Annotated in this window: 18 protein-coding genes; 10 read left to right on the plus strand and 8 right to left on the minus strand. The window is 51.7% G+C overall.

The annotated features are described in order from the left end of the window. Window positions 1-95 precede the first annotated feature (95 nt). Together AB6B37_RS06420 and AB6B37_RS06425 are read left to right on the plus strand one after the other, a co-directional pair. Window positions 96-1,913, plus strand: a complete 1,818-nt coding sequence (locus AB6B37_RS06420; protein ID WP_371398062.1) for a type I secretion system permease/ATPase — start codon at window positions 96-98, stop codon at window positions 1,911-1,913. Next, window positions 1,910-3,253, plus strand: a complete 1,344-nt coding sequence (locus AB6B37_RS06425; RefSeq protein WP_371398063.1) for an HlyD family type I secretion periplasmic adaptor subunit — start codon at window positions 1,910-1,912, stop codon at window positions 3,251-3,253. Before AB6B37_RS06420 ends, AB6B37_RS06425 begins: the two co-directional genes overlap by 4 nt. Window positions 3,254-3,266: 13 nt before the next feature. Here AB6B37_RS06425 and AB6B37_RS06430 read toward each other — a convergent pair whose 3' ends face one another. The 3 genes from AB6B37_RS06430 to AB6B37_RS06440 form a co-directional block, all read right to left on the minus strand. Then, entirely contained in the window at window positions 3,267-4,214 is a 948-nt protein-coding gene (locus AB6B37_RS06430; protein ID WP_371398064.1) for a hypothetical protein, read from the minus strand. Window positions 4,215-4,227: 13 nt separating this feature from the next. Further along, window positions 4,228-4,593 (minus strand): hypothetical protein, encoded by a 366-nt coding sequence (locus AB6B37_RS06435; protein WP_371398065.1) that lies wholly within the window; start codon window positions 4,591-4,593, stop codon window positions 4,228-4,230. 85 nt (window positions 4,594-4,678) lie between these two features. Continuing rightward, complete coding sequence (locus tag AB6B37_RS06440) at window positions 4,679-5,152, minus strand: Lrp/AsnC family transcriptional regulator (protein ID WP_371398066.1); 474 nt, start codon at window positions 5,150-5,152, stop codon at window positions 4,679-4,681. 131 nt (window positions 5,153-5,283) lie between these two features. Between AB6B37_RS06440 and ald the strand changes: the two genes are divergently transcribed. The 3 genes from ald (at window position 5,284) to AB6B37_RS06455 (ending at window position 8,150) form a co-directional block, all read left to right on the plus strand. Then, window positions 5,284-6,396, plus strand: a complete 1,113-nt coding sequence (ald, locus tag AB6B37_RS06445; protein ID WP_371398067.1) for an alanine dehydrogenase — start codon at window positions 5,284-5,286, stop codon at window positions 6,394-6,396. A gap of 25 nt (window positions 6,397-6,421) precedes the next feature. Next, window positions 6,422-7,234, plus strand: a complete 813-nt coding sequence (locus AB6B37_RS06450; protein ID WP_371398068.1) for a DUF3445 domain-containing protein — start codon at window positions 6,422-6,424, stop codon at window positions 7,232-7,234. 64 nt (window positions 7,235-7,298) lie between these two features. Beyond that, window positions 7,299-8,150, plus strand: coding sequence for a class II aldolase/adducin family protein (locus AB6B37_RS06455; protein WP_371398069.1), 852 nt, complete (start codon window positions 7,299-7,301; stop codon window positions 8,148-8,150). A 4-nt stretch (window positions 8,151-8,154) separates the two neighbouring features. Here the strand turns inward: AB6B37_RS06455 and AB6B37_RS06460 are convergent, their stop codons facing one another. Both AB6B37_RS06460 and AB6B37_RS06465 read right to left on the minus strand, forming a co-directional pair. Next, a complete protein-coding gene (locus tag AB6B37_RS06460) occupies window positions 8,155-9,588 on the minus strand; it encodes a M48 family metalloprotease (RefSeq protein ID WP_371398070.1) in 1,434 nt (477 codons plus the stop codon). A gap of 6 nt (window positions 9,589-9,594) precedes the next feature. Then, the gene (locus AB6B37_RS06465; protein WP_371398071.1) at window positions 9,595-10,176 is read right to left on the minus strand and encodes a LemA family protein; all 582 of its coding nucleotides are present in this window, start codon (window positions 10,174-10,176) and stop codon (window positions 9,595-9,597) included. A gap of 190 nt (window positions 10,177-10,366) precedes the next feature. Between AB6B37_RS06465 and AB6B37_RS06470 the strand changes: the two genes are divergently transcribed. After that, the gene (locus AB6B37_RS06470) at window positions 10,367-11,044 is read left to right on the plus strand and encodes a PspA/IM30 family protein (RefSeq protein ID WP_371398072.1); all 678 of its coding nucleotides are present in this window, start codon (window positions 10,367-10,369) and stop codon (window positions 11,042-11,044) included. Window positions 11,045-11,190: 146 nt separating this feature from the next. Here AB6B37_RS06470 and parE read toward each other — a convergent pair whose 3' ends face one another. From parE to AB6B37_RS06485, 3 genes are all read right to left on the minus strand, one after another. Then, window positions 11,191-13,197 carry a DNA topoisomerase IV subunit B gene (gene parE / locus AB6B37_RS06475; RefSeq protein ID WP_371398073.1) on the minus strand — a complete coding sequence of 669 codons (2,007 nt, stop codon included), beginning with the start codon at window positions 13,195-13,197 and terminating at the stop codon, window positions 11,191-11,193. A 138-nt stretch (window positions 13,198-13,335) separates the two neighbouring features. Further along, complete coding sequence (locus tag AB6B37_RS06480; RefSeq protein ID WP_371398074.1) at window positions 13,336-16,638, minus strand: autotransporter domain-containing protein; 3,303 nt, start codon at window positions 16,636-16,638, stop codon at window positions 13,336-13,338. A 163-nt stretch (window positions 16,639-16,801) separates the two neighbouring features. Beyond that, window positions 16,802-17,413, minus strand: coding sequence for a helix-turn-helix domain-containing protein (locus AB6B37_RS06485; protein WP_371398075.1), 612 nt, complete (start codon window positions 17,411-17,413; stop codon window positions 16,802-16,804). 170 nt (window positions 17,414-17,583) lie between these two features. Here AB6B37_RS06485 and cysG point away from each other — a divergent pair, with 170 nt between their 5' ends. The 4 genes from cysG to AB6B37_RS06505 are packed head-to-tail and all read left to right on the plus strand — an operon-like array spanning window position 17,584 to window position 22,115. Beyond that, window positions 17,584-18,972 carry a siroheme synthase CysG gene (gene cysG, locus AB6B37_RS06490; RefSeq protein ID WP_371398076.1) on the plus strand — a complete coding sequence of 463 codons (1,389 nt, stop codon included), beginning with the start codon at window positions 17,584-17,586 and terminating at the stop codon, window positions 18,970-18,972. Next, window positions 18,969-19,286 (plus strand): DUF2849 domain-containing protein, encoded by a 318-nt coding sequence (locus AB6B37_RS06495; protein WP_371398077.1) that lies wholly within the window; start codon window positions 18,969-18,971, stop codon window positions 19,284-19,286. Before cysG ends, AB6B37_RS06495 begins: the two co-directional genes overlap by 4 nt. Then, on the plus strand, window positions 19,286-20,938 hold the full coding sequence (locus tag AB6B37_RS06500; protein ID WP_371398078.1) for a nitrite/sulfite reductase: 1,653 nt from the start codon (window positions 19,286-19,288) through the stop codon (window positions 20,936-20,938). Before AB6B37_RS06495 ends, AB6B37_RS06500 begins: the two co-directional genes overlap by 1 nt. Next, on the plus strand, window positions 20,928-22,115 hold the full coding sequence (locus AB6B37_RS06505; protein WP_371398079.1) for a phosphoadenylyl-sulfate reductase: 1,188 nt from the start codon (window positions 20,928-20,930) through the stop codon (window positions 22,113-22,115). The genes AB6B37_RS06500 and AB6B37_RS06505 overlap by 11 nt, the downstream gene beginning before the upstream one ends. Window positions 22,116-22,120 lie beyond the last annotated feature (5 nt).

The raw sequence follows: 22,120 nt of genomic DNA on the forward strand, positions 1-22,120 counted from the left end.
AGTGCAAAAAAATGAGCTTCTTTACTGAAGTTTAGCGCCTTCTATGGCATAGGACATGCATAAATGTGGGAAAATAGGTCAATATCGGGGTTGTCGTGAGCAATAATACAGCACAAAGTCTGGCAAAAGACGAAACGGGCTTTCGCTCTGTTGTCGGTAAGGCCGTCATGGATGCGCGTGGGGCGCTTATGGGGGTCGGCTGGTTTTCTGCCTTTATCAATATATTGATGCTGACAGGCCCGCTTTACATGCTGCAAGTCTATGACCGCGTCCTCATCAGTGCGTCTGTTCCGACTTTAGTCTCGCTATCGGTCCTTATGGTGGCGATGTTTGCTTTTATGGGCTTTTTAGAATTTTGCCGTTCGCGCGTGTTGCTCCGCGTTGCGGATAAGGTCGAACGGGATTTGGGCGGCCGCACATTTGATGCTTGGATGAACCACGGCATTGCGGGCAAAAGCGCAGCTCGAATTGCACCACTGAACGATGTTTCGACCCTAAAACAGTTTCTTTCAGGCAATGCGCCGGGCACATTTTTCGATATTCCTTGGGTTGTTATCTATATCTTCGTTATATTTCTTTTGCATTGGATGCTCGGTGTGTTTGCTGTGATCGGCACACTGATTATCCTCGTTGTCGCCGTCTATAACGAAGTGTCAACGCGCAAGCCGTCGGTTGAAGCGATGAAATTTCGCCGCGCCGAACAGAGCTTTGCCTTACAGAGCCACCGCAATACTGACGCCATTACAGCGATGGGGATGGGGGCCAATATGCGCAGCCGCTGGCAGGATATTAACCAGCAAGGCGCGGTAGACGCCCAACGTGCAGGTGACCGCGCCGCCAATGCCAGTTCATTGACCAAAGCGCTACGCATGATGGTGCAATCAGGCATTTTAGGGCTTGGTGGATATTTGGCGGTGAAACAAGTCGTAACGCCGGGGACAATGATTGCGGGTTCTATCATTTTAGGGCGTGCCCTTGCGCCCGTGCAAATGTCCATCGGTCAATGGCGCTCTTTTAACGCAGCGCGGGAAGCTTACGCCCGGCTAAACGCTTTTTATAAAATGGTGCCTGATAACACAGATAGTCTTAGCCTGCCTGAACCTAAGGGGCAGTTGGATGTGGAACATGTGTTCGCGGGCCCGCCCGGTGCAACGCAGGCCGTATTGTCGGATTTGAACTTCTCCTTGCAGCCAGGTGACGGCCTTGGCGTGATTGGCCCGTCTGCGGCGGGTAAGTCCACGCTTGCGCGTCTACTTGTTGGACTGTGGTCTCCGCAAAAGGGTGCCATTCGTCTTGACCGTGCCAGTTTCGAGCAATGGAACCGTGCTGAACTTGGCCCGTATATTGGTTATGTCCCGCAAGAGGTCGAGTTATTCGACGGCACGATTGCGGAAAACATTTCGCGTTTCACGGCCAATGCCACGCCTGAAGCCATTGTCGAGGCCGCGCAAATGGCTGATGTTCATTCCATGATCTTGGGGCTGGAGAACGGTTATGACACGCGGATCGGAGAGGGCGGCGCTGTGCTGTCTGGTGGCCAGACACAACGTATCGCACTCGCGAGAGCTCTTTACGGCAAACCGAAGCTGTTAGTGTTGGATGAACCCAACTCGAACCTTGATTCCGACGGCGATGCGGCGCTATCGCGCGCGATTAAGTTGCTGCGTAAGCAAGGCTCAACTGTGATTGTTATGGCGCACCGCCCTAGTGCAATCTCTGCGGTTGATAAGCTTTTGATGTTAAAAGACGGTCGCCAAGTGGCCTTTGGCCCCAAGGACGAAGTCTTGAAATCGGTCACCAAATCAGTGCCGCAAACAACCAAGCCTCGCCCTGCGCCGCCAGCAAAAATACCGAGCACGTCCACAACAGGCGGCCCCGCGATGCAAATCCGTAAACCCGGAGCCCCGTCATGAATGTTCCGCTGAATATGGAAGACTTGCAAATGAGCTTAAACCAGCCGTCTTCTAAGGATGACCAGCCGCATAAAAGCTTTCTGCGTATTGGTTATATCGCCATTGCGATGTTGGCTGTGGCCGTTGTTGTGTGGACATTTATGCCCATTCAAGGTGCCGTCATTGCCAGTGGTTCTGTTGTGGTTGAAACCAAGCCCAAGGTTATCCAGCATTTAGATGGAGGCATTATCGCCCAGATCCCCGTCAAAGATGGTGACCTTGTCAAACAAGGCGATGTTTTGATGCGGCTTGACCCTACGGTCATTGAAGCCAATCAAGACCTTGTTAGCGCGCGATATTCCGAAGCCCAAGCCCGCGTTGCCCGCCTAGAGGCGGAGCGTGATAATCGTCGGTCTATTGCCTTTCCTGATAACTTATTAACGCGTGCTGATGACCCGATTGTGGCCGAGGCGATTGATGGTCAAACCAAACTGTTTAATGCCCGACGTCGCGGCGCACTTGGCCTTGTGCAACAGTTGCAGCAACGCATCGCCCAGTCCCAAGACCAAATTGACGGCTTAAACGGCCTTATTGCGTCAAAGGCTGAGCAGTCGAAATTAATTGCCAATGAGTTGGTTGACCTTCGCGAAGGGGTAACGCGCGGCGTTGTTCCGCGTATGCGTGTGACATCTATGGAGCGTGAACAAGCCCGTATTCAAGGCGATACCGCTAGCCATTATTCAGAGATTGCCCGCATCCGTAATTCTATCACAGAGCTTGAGACACAGATATTGCAACTTCGCAAAGACCGTCTTGAGGAAGTCCTGTCAGAACTTCGCCAAGCTCAAACAGAAAAGAGCGACTTACGTGAGCAATTGGTTACGGCAACAGATCAAGCCGAGCGCATTGACGTGCTGTCGCCCGTTGACGGCGCAGTTCATAATTTGTCCATGACGACAATTGGCGGTGTCGTCGCCCCCGGTATGGAAATCATGCAAATCATACCCTTAGGCGACAAATTGATTGTCGAAGCCCAAGTGCAGGTCGCTGATATTGATCAGATTTACCCAGGTCAAATTGGTAATGTGCGTCTCTCTGCATTTAACGCACGCCGCACGCCAGAGCTTAAGGGCACTGTGTTACAAGCATCGCCCGACCGCCTTATCGATCCTGTTACGGGCGCGCCCTATTTTGCGGTCCGTATTGAAATACCCCAAGCAGAACTCGACCGTCTTGGTGGATTAAATCTTGTTCCAGGCATGCCTGCAGAGATATTCTTGCAAACAGAGAAACGCTCTGTGATGGACTATATCCTACGCCCCGCGATTGATGCCATGAGCCATGGCTTGCGCGAGGAGTAGGGGAAAGTTTACGCTAATTAGAGGCAGGCGTATCATCCGCATCGTCGCTGCCGCTAGCAATAACCCCGATAAGACCACCGCCTAGGGCAATTGCACCAAGTGTCATTGGAAGGCTAAGGCCTGACGTGGCTGCACTGGCGCTTGCGCCAGCACTGCTCGTGGCTGCCTTAGAGACGCCGACAACGTTTAAATCAGGGCTGACATTAAAGGCCATGGTGTCTGGCCCAACATTAGGAACGGTGCGCAGTTGTTCGCTGAATGAGACAAAAGTCTCATCATTATCAGCGCTGATTGAAATTGGCGGCGTTGTCTTATTAAGTACTAAGACGGCTTTGCCGACTTCATTTATGTCCACTGTGCCGCCTTCATTCGTAACACGAATACGACCGACATTATTATTACCGATACGATCAGTGCCCGGGCCGCGCAAAATAAATAGCGATACACCAGCCGGATCGACACGTACGCCGTTCGGGACCAATCCACGATTTTGAGCGTAAGCCGCCGCTTGTAACCCGACCAGGCCCTCGACGATTGTGCCGCGAATACCTAGCGATGCAACGGGTGAATTAATTGTCACGGCATCGGGATTGGATTTTGAAATCGCGCCAGACATAAACCGGAACATGCCTTTGGTCACGGTGGCCGATAACGTGTTGTCGGCTTTGGCGGGGTCATAAACAAATGTATCGATGACTAAGTCACAATCCGGGCCAACAGTAAATGTCGTGCGGTCTTTCAGTGTGATTTGAAGCGTGCTTGAACGGGCTGTGTTGACGGCGTCTTGCAAACGGATGGGATCGCTGATAATGGCGTCCCTCGCATCGGTCTCACCTGATTGTACGGTAACATCGCCTTTGACGGCTGAGTTTACGCCGATGGCCTCTTGGGCGCTAGCAGGCGCCGATAAGGCGATAATTGATAGAAGCGCGATAACGCTGATAGAGTATTTAAATGTCATAGCTTTTCCCCAATTATGATTTCACGCGCTGTTGTAGCGCGGCAAGTGTTTTAGCGTTATCCGGGCTCAACGTGCGGTTTGTGAGGATATCAAGTTCTCGCTTTGCCGCTTTTTTATCATCAAGCATGACTAAGACTTTAGCGTAAAGCAGCCGCACAGAATCAAGATTGGGTTTGGAGAGCAATAAGCGCTCTAATGTGCTTGCCGCATCAAGAAGGTCGCCCGCTTCCATTTGTTGTGTCGCATAAGCAAGGTTTAGGGCGGCATCATCGGGTGCTGCGTAAACTTGTTCAAATGATATGTCTTTTCCGTGGGCAGCACTGCCCAATAATCCAACACAGACTGTTGCAAATGCAAATTGACGTATAATTCTGACCATGATTCCCCCTAACGGTTTCAGATACGAGATGGCGCTACCATATAGGCAGACTATTACCAAATCCGTGACGACCGTCACGCGAATATTAACGCCCCGTATTAATGCGCGGCGGGTATCCGTTCCAGCGTTTGATGGTTTTCATAACCAATGAAGACTGTATGCGGCTTACGTGGGGTAGGGCCGAAATCACTTGGCGGTAAACGCGTTCATAGGCGTCTGTATCAGGGGCTGCGACTTTCATTAGGTAATCCGCCGACCCGGTCATGAGATGGCATTCCAAGACTTCGGGGCGGGCGAGGGCGGCTTTCTCAAATGCGGCTAGCACAGCTTCGGATTGGCTTTCTAAGGATATCTCCACATAAAACGTCATGACATAGCCAAGCGCTTTACCGTTGAGCCGCGCAGCATAGCGTTCGATGACGCCGCGGACTTCTAATATGCCGATACGGCGATGACAGGCAGATGGCGAGAGGCCAACTTGCCCCGATATATCGGCAATTGTCTGTCGGCAATCACTTTGTAATGCATCGAGTATTTTTTGGTCTATTGCATCAATCATCGTAAATAATCCTATTATTTATTTGTTTGTCTATATTTCATCCTATTATATTATATAAATATCGATAATTTTGAGAAAAATAAGCAGAATTATTGGGCTATATCGTTCTCATAATTTATTGGAGAGAAGCTATGTTGATCGGTGTCCCAAAGGAAATCAAAGTTCACGAATACCGCGTTGGATTGACGCCTGAATCTGTCGCAGAATTGGTGCTTGATGGCCATCAAATTATTGTTGAGACGGGCGCGGGCGTCGGCATCGGCGCTGATGATGCGCAATATGCGGCTTCTGGGGCAGAGATTGTGGCGGATGCGAAGACCGTGTTTGCGCGCGCCGATATGATTGTGAAAGTCAAAGAGCCGCAAGCTGTCGAATGTGCGATGCTGCGACCTGGGCAAATCCTTTATACTTATCTGCATCTGGCACCTGATCCCGAACAAACCAAAGCGCTGATAAAGTCGGGTGCGGTTTGTATTGCTTATGAAACTGTCACAGACGCTTATGGCGACCTGCCGCTCCTAACGCCTATGTCACAAGTTGCGGGGCGTCTTGCGACACAGGTTGGGGCGACGGCTTTGCAAAAAGTGGGAGGCGGTCGCGGCGTTCTTATGGGCGGTGTGCCGGGTGTTGCGCCAGCGAAAGTGGTTGTGATTGGCGGCGGCGATGTCGGTTTTAACGCAGCGCAAATGGCAGTCGGTATGCAAGCCGACGTCACCATCCTAGACCGCAATAATATTGTGATGGAGCGTCTAAACTATCACTTTGAAAACCGGGCCAAAGTTGTCCGCTCGACACCGGCTGTGCTGGCAGAACTTATCAAAACGGCTGACCTTGTCATTGGTGCCGTATTAATTCCGGGGGCAGCTGCGCCAAAGCTTATCACGCGAGAGATGTTATCGACCATGATGGACGGCTCTGTGATAGTCGATGTCGCGATTGACCAAGGCGGTTGTTTCGAGACGTCAAAGCCGACAACCCATGCAGACCCGACTTATGTCGTGGACGGTGTTGTGCATTATTGCGTGGCCAATATGCCTGGCGCTGTGGCGCGCACATCGACCTACGCGCTAAACGCGGCGACATTGGGCCATGCTAAAAAAATTGCAAAGCTGGGCTGGAAAGAGGCAATGCGCGAAGATGCCCATTTGCTAGACGGTTTGAACGTTTGCGAGGGTCAACTCACCTATGCCGCCGTGGGTGAAGCGCTGGGCATAGACACGGTCGACGCGGCATCTTGCTTATAAGGGTTTAATTTGGCACGGATGGGGCATGACTCTCGCCGTGCCAGACCATTTTAAATCAATTCTAAATGAGCGCTTATCCGTCCAGCCGTGGATGGACGCGCAACTCTCGCGCCTGCCTGGTGTGAAACCGTTGGGTGATACATCTTGGCTTATCCGTGACGCGGTGTTTGAGCAGCAAATGGCTTACCGCGATTACCTGCTGGAGACGCACCGCGCGTGTGTTTTTCAAACCTTAGCGGGTCATGAGGACGTGTTTGAAGAGGTGCGCGATATAGTCATCGCTGACTGCGGTTTTGGGTTACACGGCAGCGACATTTCGCGACCAGATGGTATTCATATTAATAAAGACGCTGACCACCCCTTGGTCATCGCGGGGCGCCTCACGCAATTGGATTTATGTGTGTTGGCGGATATAGAGGGGATTTATAGGGTGATAGGGGCGGTTCTCTGTTTTCCAAGTTCTTGGACACTGTCCCAAAAAATTGGGCGCAGCCTTGGTGATATACATTCACCAGTCGATGAATATAACGCAGCGATAGACAAATCTGTTAATCGGATGCTTCGTGCGGTGACTGTTAACCGCCCGCTATGGCGCGCCAATAACCTAATCTACACAGACCCTGATTTGCATCAGCCCCGCCCCGAGGGTGTCGCAAAACCCATCCACCCAACAGCCCCGCGTTTCGTTCGTGTAGAACGACAAAGCTTCGTGAGATTGCCGAAGACAGGCGCGGTTATCTTTGGCATCCATACGAGCATTGTGCCTGCGCAAACGCTTACAAAAGAGAGCCACAGCGCACTTGCTGCAATCAAGCCTAATGTGAAGCCTAAGCCTTAAACGGCCAACCCACTTGCCACCTTATGCAATTTCTTGCATATTAGCGCAAACAGAGGAGGATCCCATGAACGCGCAGACTGAAACAAGTGCTATGACTGCAGATGCAGGCTTTAATATCCCAGACCCGACGACGATTGAACGCGCGCATGGTAAAGTTTCAGACGCAGAATGGGCGGCGCGTGTAGAATTGGCCGCAACCTACCGCTTGTGCGGGCTTTACGGGTGGACGGACTTGGTCTTTACGCACATCTCCTACAAACTACCTGATGAGCCCAATGAGAAGGGCGAAATGGAGCCCCGCTTTTTAATAAACCCATATGGAGTCATGTTTGACGAAATGACCGCGTCAGCTTTAGTTAAAATCGATATGGACGGTAAAATTTGCCAAGACACGCCGTATTTTGTCAATCCAGCGGGCTTTACGATTCACAGTGCGGTTCACGGCGCACGTCCTGATGCTAAATGCGTTATTCATGTCCACACGCCTTACGGTATGGCGGTATCGGCGCAGAAAAAAGGTCTGCGGCGTTACACACAAATGTCCATGCAAGTGCATGATGATTTGGCCTATCACGACTATGAAGGTATCGCGCTAGAGCTTGACGAGCGTGAACGCCTCGTGGCTAATCTTGGCTCTAAATCGTTGATGATGTTGCGCAATCACGGAACGCTGACATGCGGGCCAAGCTGCGGCACAGCCTTTCTTCGCATGTATTTTTTAGAAAATGCCTGTAAAGCGCAGATATTCGCGCAAAGCGTTGGGTCAGAAGATCAATTAATAGAAGAGCCAGAAGCCATGGGTGCGCGTGTTTATCAACAGGGCGCGGCAGCTTTCGTTCCGGGTCTGGGCGATAATTTGGTTTGGCCGGGGTTGATCCGAAAACTGGCGCGGACAAACCCAGGGCACGACCATTAACGGTTTAGGGCTTCGTATCCGTCTTTCGTCCGCGTAGTTTCGGAACGGGGCCCTTTTTGACTGTTTTTGTTGATTGAGAAGGCAGAGACGTAATCGCTATCACGCGCCCGCTATTATCGCGTTCATCGACTTTGATAGACGGGGGCTTCGCTTTATTTGATTGTATCTGACCACTGAGCGCAGGGCTCGGCGCGAGATCTAGCTGACTGACAATACTGGTCATACGCATAACTGTTAAAAGCTGAAGTCCCACAAACAATAAAAACCCTATCAGTAACATGCGTCCGACTTTGGGGCTGATACCAAAGGCATTGGTCTTGCTGTCGGCATTAACGCGGTCAATCAAGTTCCGGCGGTAAAAGGGTTTGGGCGGCGTGACGGCGGCTTGGGCGGCCATATGCTGCGCGCGACCAAATGCGGGCTTCGCAGTGCCGAATGTTTGTGTGTTGTAAGCGACAATCTGACTGCGGCTGCGGCTGTCATTGCGCGGCGCTTGGCCATGGACCATGCTGCCTGATAATTGGGTCAGTACAGCAATGCGTTCACTTATTGGCGGATGCGTAGCAAAACTGCCCTCTACAGCGCCGTCAATCATCATGGCATCGGCCATTGGGTCTAGGCCCTCAATCGTGCTACGCCCATTTATTTTATGAAGGGCAGAAATCAACGCCCCCGGGTTATGCGTAAGGCGCACAGCTTCCGCATCCGCGATAAATTCTCGGGATGACGCGATCAAAAGTCGCGAAACCTTTGTGATTGTGCCCGCCACATTCATCGCAAAATTAAACATCAATAGCATAAACAAAAGCGGTAAGAACAAAATCAGTAAGAAGGCTGATTTACCCCCGCGGAACTTAAACGGATTAATATTATTGAGCATATCCACAGTGCCCATAGATGCATTGGCAACCGCCATCATCTGCATGTCACCATTCATAATATGGGCGATTTCATGCGCGATAACGGCAGAAAGCTCGTCATCGTCAAGCGCATTTAATAGGCCTTGGGTCACGACGACGGTCGCATGTGATTTTGACAAACCACAGGCAAACGCGTTCAAGGCCTCATGCGGAATAACCCCGACTGCGGGGATGGGCACGCCGGCCGCTATTGCGTGATTGGTTACAATAGACACTAAACGGGGATGGGTGTTTTGGCTGACATCTTCAAAGCCAACAGATGATTTCATCAGGCTAGTATGCAAATGATAACGCATGGCGAATAACATGGCGCTAACCACAAAGGCCTGTAAACCCCACGCTTTAAGGTACCGAATGGGCGCGACAAAGATGAAATTGGTTTCGCCGCCCAGCATGATGGGCACAGTCATCAAGACGCCTATCGCAATTTGACAGGCGATAGCAAAACCAGAGAATAAAACTATCGACCGGCCATGGTTTTGCTGAACATGACCATAAAACCCGTTAACGCGAAGCATTATGTTTTACGCACCAGCGAAATTCATCGGAACCGCTTCATCCATCAAAATACGTTCAACGCCTAATGTAAATTGTGCGCGGCGGTGAAGACGCATCTTTGCGGCAATGATGTTGCCAGGAAACTGACGTAGCGTGGCATTATGCTCGTCAACAGTGATGTTATAAAAGCGTCGCGCGGCTGTGATACGGTTTTCTACATCCATATGGGCATTGCGAAGTTCTGTGAAATGTTGTGATGCGCGGCTGTCGGGGTATTTTTCCGCGACTTGAAACAAATTAGTTAGTGATTGCCCCAGCTGTGTCTCGGCGTTCATATGGGTTTCTGTCTGCGGTATTGCGCGCAGGGCTTCGGCCCGCGCTTGTAAGACCGAATTTATAATCCCGACTTCATGGGCGCAGTAGCCTTTGACCATCTCGACGATGCCGGGAATCATGGAATGGCGATGCTTCATCAGAACATCAATATCAGCGAAAGCTGTTGTGCAGCGCTCGTCCAGCGCCATGAGGCGGTTGTAAGTAGACATACCATTAAAGGCGCTGTAGCCCGCCGCGCCGACGCCTGCTGCGATTAAAAGTTCGATCATCATGCTCTCCCAATTTCGTTCGACCATAAGCTGCATCCGCTAATTTGTGGCAAAGAAACATGTTCAACGTTGTCTTAACCAAGGGCTTACTCACGATTAACCATGCTCGCTAAGTCAATCTTAGCGGGTCATGTCTATAGAGGTTGCAAGGGATGTGCGGCGCAGTGTCGGACGACGATAAGGGATTTATATCATGGCTGAATCAATTTTTGACCGTATTTCACGACTTGTATCTGGCAAAGTCGAAGACAGTGTGGACGCAATGGAGCGTGCGGGCGGTACAACCGTTATGCGCGAAGCTATCCGTGATGTAGACCGCGCCATTGATGAGGTACAGGCCAAGCGTGACGAGGTCACTGTGCGTCGTTTGCAAGCGGTGCGTCAGCAAAAGATGTTTCAAGAACGCCTCGATCAATTGACTGAGAAAGCGCGTTTTGCCCTAAGCCAAGACCGTGAAGATTTGGCGGAAGCCGCTCTGTCACGCCAAGTGGACTTTGAAGCCCAAATCACGCGGCTGACTAAAATGGAACGCGCTGCGGCTGAGGAAGAGCGCACATTAGAAGAGGGCATTGCCTCGCTAGAGCTTCGTTCGGCGACGATGAAAGAGGAACTGAAAGCCTTTGAAGCCGCTCGCGCCGATGTTGGCCTTGATGCCGTCACTGGCGAAAGCTCAACGCGCAAATCAGAGCAGCGTATTGAACGCGCAGAGGCTGCCTTCAAACGCGCCCAACTGGGTGCTGGCGGTACTGGCGTTATGGCCCCTGTTGATGTTGAAAATTTCAAACTGATGGGTGAACTTGATACGATGCAAAAGAAAGCAACTGTATCTGACCGCCTTGACGCGCTGCGTAAGGAACGCAAAGCTAGCTAGACAGAGATACCGTTTGGGGTTTGAAGGCGAGGGCGAAAGCTCTCGCCTTTGCTGTTCTATGAAAGGGCCGCCTCTAATTTTTTCACCGTAGCCGAGACAGTATCGGCTATAACAGTGGTTTCATCAGTTGCGTCTATTCTCCACCATCAAACATCGATATCGGCGACAAATTGCGCGTGATCTTGGATGAACTGATAACGCAAATCCGCACGCTTCCCCATCAGTGTCTCGACCATAGCCTCCGTTGACGGTAAATTATCATCATCAATCGTGATGCGGATCATTTTACGGGTTTTGGGATTCATTGTGGTGTCTTTAAGTTGGCTAGCCATCATTTCGCCCAGGCCCTTAAAACGGCCAATGTCAACTTTACCGCGGCCGTTAAAGGCAGTCTCAAGCAGTTGATCTTTATGCTCATCATCAATGGCGTAAGCGATCTTGCTGCCTTGGGTGAGCTTATACAGTGGCGGCATCGCCATATAAAGACGGCCTTGGTCAATAAGGCCTGGCGTGTAGCGGTAGAAAAAGGTGATGAGAAGGGCCGCAATATGCGCGCCGTCAACATCGGCATCGGTCATGATAACAACGCGTTCATAACGCAAATCATCAATTTCAAACTTCTTACCAAGACCTACACCTAGCGCTGTACAAAGGTCTGATATTTCTGCGTTGCGCTGAATTTTATCCATTGTCGCGCTTTCGACATTTAGGATTTTACCTTTCAGCGGCAAGATAGCCTGCGTCTCGCGGTTGCGTGCTTGCTTGGCAGAACCGCCCGCACTGTCGCCCTCGACGATAAATAATTCTGTGCCTTCGGACCCTTTACGCGAACAATCGGCGAGCTTGCCAGGCAGGCGCAGTTTCTTGGTCGCTGTTTTGCGCTTAACATCGCGTGCTTTGCGGCGTTTCACCCGCTCATCTGCGCGTTCTATCGCCCATTCAAGCAGCTTTGTTGCGTCTTTGGGGGAACTGGCAAGCCAGTGATCAAACGGGTCGCGGACAGCGCTCTCGACCAGCTTTGTTGCCTCTGATGACGACAGCCTGTCTTTGGTTTGGCCGACAAAGTCCGGATCCGAGATAAAGACGGACACGAGCGCGCCTGCCCCAAACATAACGTCATCGGGTGTAACGTGGCTGAACTTTTTGCCCATACCCACAATATCCGCATAGGCACGAAGGCCTTTGGTCACGGCTGCGCGTAGGCCTGCTTCATGTGTGCCGCCGCCTGGGGTAGGCACAGTATTACAATAGCTGCGTACGAAGTCGTCGGCCTCGCCAAAGCCAGCCGGCGTCCACCCGAGCGCCCATTCAACACGGCCATGGCCGCTTTCTTTCTTTGAGCGTCCGGCAAATACATCTGTTGTAACAGTCGGCTTTGATCCCAGGGTCTCTTTTAGGAAATCACCGAGGCCGCCAGGGAAGTGAAAGACAGCTTCGTCAGGGACAGCGTCAAGCTCTTGGACAAGCTCTGGCGCGCATTTCCAACGGATTTCGACACCGGGTTGAAGATAAGCTTTCGCGCGCGCCATACGAAATAGGCGTGCGGCCTTGAACGCCGCTTTGGGGCCAAAGATTTCAGGGTCAGGGTGAAAGCGTACTTTGGTGCCACGGCGATTGTTTACAGCGCCTAGCTTTTGGATTTTTCCAAGCGGTTTGCCGCGTGAAAAAGACATAGAATACAATTGTTTATTGCGCGCCACTTCAACGATTAAATCATCTGACAACGCATTGACGACGGATACGCCAACGCCGTGCAAACCACCCGATGTCTCGTAAGCCTTGTTGGAAAACTTACCGCCCGAGTGTAACTCTGTTAGAATGACTTCAAGCGCTGACTTTTCAGGGTATTTCGGATGGGGATCAATCGGAATGCCGCGTCCATTATCTGTGACCGATAGGTAGCCGTCGGCGTCAAGTTCAACCTCGATACGGCTGGCGTGACCCGCCACGGCTTCGTCCATTGAGTTGTCGATCACTTCGGCAAAAAGGTGGTGCAGCGCACGCGCATCTGTCCCGCCAATATACATGCCAGGGCGCAAACGAACGGGCTCTAACCCTTCTAGGACTTGAATGTCTTTGGCAGAATAAGCAGCGGATGCGGCGGCCTTTTTCCCGTCGGCGTCAAACAAATCTTTTTTCGCAGCAGATGCCATGTGCGGCTCTCCAATAGGCAATTTGACGGGCAGGGCGACCCCGCGCGTTTTAATGAATCAGTCTATAACTATGGAGTGATTTGCCCGCCGTGCAAGGGTTTGACCCTCTATAGCGCGGATAAATCAGCGCGTTACCGCCTAGAACAATAGACGCAAAACGATACGGCCCGTGTGTCTTACAAAACCGTCGCGGATGTCGCTATCGATATCAAACGAGAAGGAGCTATATTGGCTGCCCGCTGCAAAAGAGAAACCAAGGAGGAAGCCGCTACCCGGAAACTCTTCAGATTCAATCGCAAAGGGCGTGTTCATGCCGGCAAAGCGGCCCGACGTGAACGTACCGTCACCGATAAATTCATTTCTGTAACCGACGCGCACAGAGGGACGTATCCACGTGCGGCGGCCCATATATTTCGCGCCGACATTAAGCATGGCCGTGGCCGAGCCGCTTTCCGACGTGCGGCTATCAATATCAAGCGCAACACCGAGGTCACCTGTTTCTGTATAAGCCTTTTCATTGAGAGAGATATAATCAAGCGATACAGTTGGGCGCATCCAGATTTTCTCTGTTAGCGCCATATCGTAACCTGCGCGCAGCGTACCGTTATAGTGGATGCCCGACCAGTCGCCTTCGGATGCGCCGATGAAATCACCAACGAGGACATTCCGCTCGCTCTCAAAGTCGTTAAAGCCGACGCCTGCTAAAGCTTCGATACCCAATTTACCTGATTGATAGGCGGCATAGGTGCCAAGCTGTATGGTCAAGACGTCCAGCGGATCATCTTGGTCTGCAACACTTTCAATCTCTGTTGATGCAAAGCCAGCATTAATACCGACCGCATGGAATGGGCCCCACGCTGTATCAAGGCCTGCGGTAAAGCCAAAGCCGTTACCGCGGTATTGCTCGGATAGGCCAGCCAAATCACGATCGGCGAAATAGGCAAATTCTTGTATCCATGCGCCGCCTGGCCGGTCCTGGGAGCGACGGACATTGTCCAAATGTGCGGCCACAGCCCCAGTTGCGCCGTCCACATTGGCAATAACAAATTGTCTGGCGGCTGCGGAAAATTCGGGCAGGAGTTGATTAAAGGCTTGGTTAAACTCATCACCATCAGAAATGTTCACAAAAGCATCGCCCAGCGCTGCGTTAGCCCCTAGGGCCGCAAATGCTGATGTAAACGCAGCGGTTTGAACACCATCAAGGCCCAGCTCATTTGTGTCACGCAAATCAAGTGTAATCAGAAGCGCATTGGGGTCGTTGGGGTCGATGGAATAAGTCGTGTTATACAAAAACGGCGAAGCAACGCCAGACAAGCTACCGATGTCACCTTCGATGACGAGAGAGTTCGCATCGGCCACGCGAAAGACTGTGTTATCCGTGCCGATAATATTGGTCAGGAGCGGTGCAATAGAGGCCCCATCTGCGAAAGTCACGGTGCCGCTCGCGTTAAGCGTGCCAGCGTTACCTGTTGCGCCGTCAAGTGTCGGGCGATAAGCGGATGTTCCGTCAAAGGTGGCGTCGGCTACATCTAAACTATCTGAGTTGGTATTGGTTAGGATGGATCCGTCCGTTACTGACAGTGTCAGCTCGCTACCATTACTCGTGATACCGCCAGTATAGAATGAATTGCCGGACAAGGTTAGACTATCGTTACCGCCGCCAAACGAAATGTCGCCTGCAACACCGCCTGCGCTGACGTTTATGACATCATCCCCACTACCGAGACGAATGTCGCCAATAATGTTAGGATTTAGCGGGTCAATACCGTCATCAGGATCAGAGTCGATCGCGGCAATCTGTGTGATTGTAACGCCAGAGGTATTGGCGGCGAGGTCAAGCGCTACATTTGTAAAACTTGTATCTGCGGTGCCAGCCGAGTCCGAGTTTAGCGCTGTGGCGATAATCTGCCCAGAGTTTGTGATAGTGTTTAGCGTGCCAGACGCGTCCCGTATGGCAAAGGTTACAGCATCGCGGGCGGTGGCTGTGGCGGCGATAATATTTGTGTTGATGAGCGTCTCAAGTGATGCACCTTCCTCAATATCAATCGCAACGACCTGCACCAACCGTGCTGCAATGGGGTTAGCTGTATCAGCATAAATTTCATCTGTTGCTTCAAGGACCTGGGCGCGAATGATACCGCTATTGTTAATCTCGTCGGCAACGGCGCCGTTACCAAGGATGATAATGCGCGATGTTCCGTCAAAGCCGTCAACATCAGCCGTGCCGTCATCGCCAGAACGATAGCTGGTCGCGCTCATCGTGCCAGAGTTGCGAATGCCGCCTTCTAATACAGCGTCGCGAATTTCAAGAACCGCTGTCCCGACATCATCATAAATGCCAGACGAGATAATATCGCCTTCATTGACAAAGGCATAAAGGCGGTCAGCGTCGTAGCCCTCTGCATCAGGGTCGGTAATGGCTGACACGCGTCCAATGGCGATTGGCGTGCCTTGCCCGTCAATAAGGATTGCTGCCGCGCCGCCGAATTGGCCTATGTTCGACCGACCTGTAATCGTCGTTGTCTCTGTTCCGTCATCAGCTGTGGTGGTTTCTTCTGTTTGTAGAAGGCCGATGCCGCCTGTGATATTGCTGCTGAAGGAGAGGGCGTTACCCGCTTGGCGGCGATCCTCATCACCGAGCAATTCACGACCGCGCAAATTTGGGCGATTGGTAAATCGGTAGCCTGTGTTTTGGATGTTGGCATTGTTTGTAAAGCTTCCGTCTATATCGCCAGAGATATTGACGGCTTGAACACCTTCACCGCGCGCAGAGATGTTTGCGGCATTTGCAAGGTTGCCGATGATTTGGCCTTCAATGCCCACACCAACGGAGTTGGCGCCGACAATCTCGATAGAGCCGTCCAGTATCATGTCACCTGTTAAACCTGCGGTGTCCATCAATCGAATACCAAAGGAATTTTCACCCTCTACGCCAAGGCCTGCCGTGCTTGTCATCTCAATGTTGCCGACAAACGGGCTCGCGCCAGAAATAAGGATACCTGTGCGGCCCGAACCATTGGCAAAGGGACCGTCAATCACATTGTCATCATCTGTATCGGTAAACTCAGTAGTGTCACTATTGGATACAATACCGTTGAGCACGAATGAGCCCGTGTTACCGCCAACGATTTCAACGGCCGTGGAGTTATCAACGTCTTCAATGAGAATGCCGCCGTCAATTGTTAGGACATTATCAGAATCAAGCACTGCCGCAGGGTCTGTGCCCGTAACAGTAATGGAACCATCAGACGTGACTGTTACGTCAGAGGGATCGCCGTCTGTTCCAGCGGTTGATGTGCGAATAGTCGTTGTTCGTCCGTCTGTCACCGTAACTTGTGCCGCTGTAAACACACTCGAACCAACAGCAAAACCCAAAACAGCCGTTGTCAGGCAAAGTCTGTGAGCGAGCGAATAACGAGGCAAAGATTTTGAAGCTGACATATGCGGTCCGTTTGTATCATTTATGCAGTGCCGTGCAGTAAGGACGCACGACTCGAATTGTCTTAACCAAGATTGTCCGCCGCGCCAATGAAAGATTGGTTACTTTACGCACATATAACAGAAAATAGCGGGAGTTTTGACCGCTTTGCTGTGATGCTGGTGTTTAGGACGCTTGGCGCACGGCGTGGGCCAAGATGTTGACCATAGTAGCGTGCACGGGGGTGTTACCTATATTTTCGATGCTATGGTCCCTGTCTGCATGATAACGCAGCGTTTCACCAGCTTTAGCGGTCCAGCTTTGGTCATCAACTTGAACCCGGACTTCACCCGTTAAAACGCTAAGATTTTCCACAGATCCCGCAGGGTGAGGGGAGCTTTCGAGTTTTCCACCAGGCTCTGCGCGAAAATCATACCACTGCACCCATTGAACACTGTCAGACCAGCCGATTATCCGAAGCTCGCAAAGGTCATCTTCGCTCCGCAGCAGCGGCGTGTCTTGGCGGCGGATACGTTCAATCAACGCTTCACCGTCGCTATTGGCCAAAAAGGCCTCAACACTTGTTCCCAAAGCCTGGGAAAGCCGGGACAGCGTTGCCAGTGAAGGATTTGTTTCATTTTTCTCTATCTGCGAAATCATGGATTTTGCAACGCCTGACACTTCAGACAGATCACCCAGTGACATTTTATCGGCCATACGTAAACGGTGAATAGTTTTACCCAATTTTTCTGATAGGGCTTCTGTTTGGGGGCAGGCTTCGCGTTTTTGACGGGCCATGAAATGCTCCTAAAAGGCGGCCTGAAAGGTTTGAGAGGCTGCGTGTCACAATTATTTTATGCGTTTTTTCAATAACAGACTAGAATATCGGTCAATCGTTCTATATATAGAACACACGAAATTAGCAAGCCTTTCATTCCACAGGTCGGCCAACCGCTTTTGGAGCACTCATGCGATATCTCCCAGTCCACGTCGATACACAGGGAAAGTCCATCCTGATTGTGGGGGGCGGCCCTGCCGCAGAAGCCAAGTTGCGGACGCTGACAAAAACTGACGCTGTCATACGTTTAATATCGCCAGAAGTAGGGGACGAAGTTGCGCGTTGGGTTGAAGACGGCCTTATGACTTGGGAGCAACGGTCATTTAAAGAGGCTGACTTAGACGACGTTATCCTTGTCTATGCTGCAACAGAAGACGATGACGTCAATGCGAAGATTGCGGCTTTGGCGACAGACCGTGGTCTTCTTGTCAATGCGGCGGATCAAAAAGACGCTTGCGCCTTTATCACGCCCGCCCTAGTTGACCGTAGTCCTGTGATCGTCTCAATCGGCACAGAGGGCACAAGCCCGAGTTTGGCACGTGCGCTTAAATCTGAAATGGAACAGCTCTTGCCGCCAACAGTTGGTGCATTAGCCAATAAAATCAACGTATTAAGGGCGCATGTTAAGCGTAAATTTGAAAGCGTTGCCGACCGTCAACGCTTCTGGGCAGATATATTTGATGGCCGAGATTTGCGCGCTCAATTACGGGTATCAGAGGACGTTTTAGACACGCGAGTTGCCGAGAAATTGGCAGGCGAAGTTGCGGTTAAAAAAGGCTCTGTTACGCTCGTTGGGGCAGGGCCAGGCAGTTCTGATTTACTGACGTTGGGCGCGCGTCGTGTTCTCCATAGCGCCGATGTTATTGTCTATGACCGCCTGGTTAGCCAAGATATTTTGGATTTTGGTCGTCGCGAAGCGGAATATATATATGTCGGCAAAACACCGGGGGGCGCATCAACTGCGCAAGACGATATCAATACTATACTGGTGCAAAAGGCGCGCGAGGGTCACGCTGTTGTGCGCCTAAAATCTGGTGACCCGCTGATTTTTGGTCGCGCGGATGAAGAATTGGACGCTTTGTCTACTCACGGCATTGATTACGCCATTATACCGGGAATCACGGCTGCGGCTGCGGCTGCGGCGTCCATTGGGGCGTCGCTTACAACACGGGGCCGCAATAAGTCGGTCTCATTCCTAACGGGCCATGATGCCAAGGGGTTTGCCGACCAAGATTGGAAAAGCCTCGCGGCACCACATGCCCGCGCTGCGGTTTATATGGGTGTCGGGGCGTCTCGTTTTATCCAAGGGCGGCTTTTAATCCACGGTGCAGACCGCGATATGGCTGTCACAATTGTCGAAAATGCAAGCCGGGACAACCAAATCATAGTCGCGACAACACTATCCGATTTGCCGAACGCCATAGAATCGCGCGGGATTAAAGGCCCCGCGATACTGCTGCTAGGCTATGCGCCGCGTGATGCCGCTGTCATCGCACCGAATATGGGAGTAGCGCTATGAGTGCCAAGCACAAAGGCAAGGGACCGCAGGCCCTAACCGCTAATCACCTTCGTGAAGGCTTCGTTGTATGGCTAACCCCTGACATGGGCTGGTCGCCACATTTTAAAGACGCGCTTTTGTCAGAAGACGAAACCGTGATTGATCAGATGCAGGCCCAAGGCGATAAAGACGACAGCGATAATCTGATAACGGGTGTCTATTTTATCGATGTCGATGCCGAGACTAAATTACCCGCGCGTTACCGCGAACGGTTTCGTGTTGGCGGGCCGAGCTATGACACGGCAGCCCATATCAAAAAGCACGGAGTGCGCTAATGTATCGTTATGATGAATTTGATCACGACATCGTCCAGAGTCGTGTCGCCCAATTTCGCGACCAAGTGCAGCGCCGTCTAGAAGGGGCCATTACTGAGGACCAGTTTAAACCGCTGCGTCTACAAAACGGATTATACTTACAGCTTCACGCCTATATGCTGCGCGTGGCTATTCCATACGGAACACTAAATTCTAAACAAATCAGACAGTTAGCAATGATTGCTGATAAATATGACCGCGGTTATGGTCACGTCACAACGCGCCAGAACATGCAGTATAATTGGCCGGAGCTGACCGATGTGCCGGATATCCTCCAAGACTTGGCCGATGTTGAAATGCATGCCTTTCAGACGTCAGGAAATTGCATCCGTAATGTCACATCAGACCCTTATGCAGGTGCTACGTCAGAGGAAGTCGAAGATCCGCGTCCAACGGCAGAATTGCTGCGTCAATGGTCAACCATTCATCCAGAATTTGCCTTTCTGCCGCGTAAATTTAAAATTGCCGTCACGGCGTCCAAATCTGATCGTGCGGTTATTCGCGCTCATGATATCGGTATTGAGATTGTGCGTAATGACGCAGGCGAAGTCGGCTATCACGTCCTCGTAGGCGGAGGATTAGGACGAACACCAATTATCGGCGTCACATTACGAGCGTTTTTGCCACGCGTAGAGTTGCTGCCCTATTTGGAAGCCGTGATGCGCGTTTATAACCGCTATGGCCGCCGCGATAATAAATACAAGGCGCGCATCAAGATCCTTGTTCAGGAAACAGGCATTGAAGATTTCAAAGCCCAAGTCGACGCCGAATACGAAACATTAGACCCCGCTGAAATTGCTGTATCGGATTCAGAAGTAGCGCGTATCGCCGCCTATTTCGCGCCGCCAGAGTTTGAGGCGCTATCGGATGAAGACGCTGAGTTTGACGCAGCCTACAAAGCAGATGCGAGTTTCGCCAATTGGGTTGATACCAATATCGCAACTCACAAAGCGCCTGGCTACGCGATTGTGAATATCAGCCTAAAGCCGCTTGACCGCGCGCCGGGGGACATCACCTCTGATCAAATGCGGGCCGCGGGTGATTTGGCGGATGAATTTTCATTCTCGGAACTTCGCACCACGCATCAGCAAAATATTGTGCTACCGCATGTAAAGAAATCCGACTTGCCAGCGTTGTTCAAGGCATTGGCCGCGCATAAAATGGCGGACGCGAATATCGGCCTTATAGGCGATATTATCTGCTGCCCAGGCATGGATTTCTGCGCTCTTGCCACGGCGCGGTCTATCCCGATTTCACAAGCGATATCAGAGCGGTTCTCTGACCCCGCGCGGCAGCGGGCCATTGGTGAAATGCAAATTAAAATCAGCGGCTGCATCAATGCCTGTGGACACCACCATGTCGGTCACATCGGTATTTTGGGCCTAGAGAAAGCTGGTGTTGAATTTTACCAAGTCAAGCTTGGCGGTGATGCTTCTGAGACAGCAGCCGTTGGCGACGTGACAGGGCCAGGGTTTTCACATGATGAATTACTCGACGGCATTGACCGCCTTGTTGATTTTTACATGAGCACGCGAGAGGAGGGCGAACGCTTTATCGACAGTTACCGCCGCCTCGGTATGGCGCCGTTCAAGGAGGTGCTCTATGGCACTTGATGCTGTTTTGATAGAGGACGGTCACGCGAAGAACGCGGATCACCTAGTCGATATTCCAGACCTTGCGACCTTCATCGCCGCCAATGCGGGCGAGGCGGTAAGCCTGTTCAATGATGTGGATTTAGGCGCGCTTGCCCCGCAGCTGCCGAAGCTGAAAACAATTTTGGTGGATTTCCCTAGTTTTGCTGATGGGCGCGGGTTTTCTGTGGCGCGGCAACTTCGTAAAACGCACGGGTTTACAGGGCAGATAATTGCTGACGGCCCGCTCATCCCCGATCAATATTCCATGGCCTTGCAATGTGGTTTTGACGCTGTGCGCGTCGACGGCGCAACCTATGCCCGCCAAGCCGAAAGCCATTGGTTTGAGGCAATGGACGCGTTTAAATCCGCTTATCAACGTGGCTATACGCTTAAAAATGGCCCTGCGACGTCAGTTTTTGATGCGCGCCATACGTCTGTTAAGGCGCTGGCGTCTAATGATCCTTATTTTGGGTATAGCGCGGAAAAAGCGATTGAAACGGCGCTGGCTGATTATGACGGAAAGCTCGTTTTGGCTTCGTCCCTTGGCGTCGACTCGGTCGTGCTTTTGCACATGGTTGCGCAGATTGATAAGTCCGTGCCGATTATCTTTCTTGATACAGGCAAACATTTTCGCGAAACGTTGAGTTACCGCGATATGCTGATTGATGATTTGGGTCTGACGGATTTCCGGAATATCCGCCCTGACCCAAAGGCTTTAGGCGATGAAGACCCCACGGGTATGCTCCACGCAGCTGATCCTGATGCGTGTTGTAACCTGCGTAAAGTGCGCCCGCTGGACGGCGTGATTTCCGGCTTTGAGGCGCGCATTACGGGCCGCAAACGTTACCAGACGCCTGACCGTCACGACATGCCAATCCTAGAGCTTGGCGGGCGACAAGCCAAAGTAAATCCGCTGGCCTATTGGGAGGCGAAAGACGTCACCCGCTATATGCGTAAACACGATTTGCCGCCGCATCCGATGCTCGCGCTCGGCTTTCTATCCATCGGCTGCCAACCCTGCACCACCCGCGTCTCAGAGGGCGAAGACCCCCGCGCAGGCCGCTGGCGTAACAGTGAAAAAACCGAATGCGGTATTCACTATATCGACGGCAAATGGGTGCCGATGGAGAGCAAGAAAACGTTTGAGGTATTTTAGCGACC

The organism is Fretibacter rubidus (genome assembly GCF_041429785.1).
In the GTDB taxonomy this organism is placed as follows: domain Bacteria; phylum Pseudomonadota; class Alphaproteobacteria; order Caulobacterales; family Maricaulaceae; genus Fretibacter; species Fretibacter rubidus.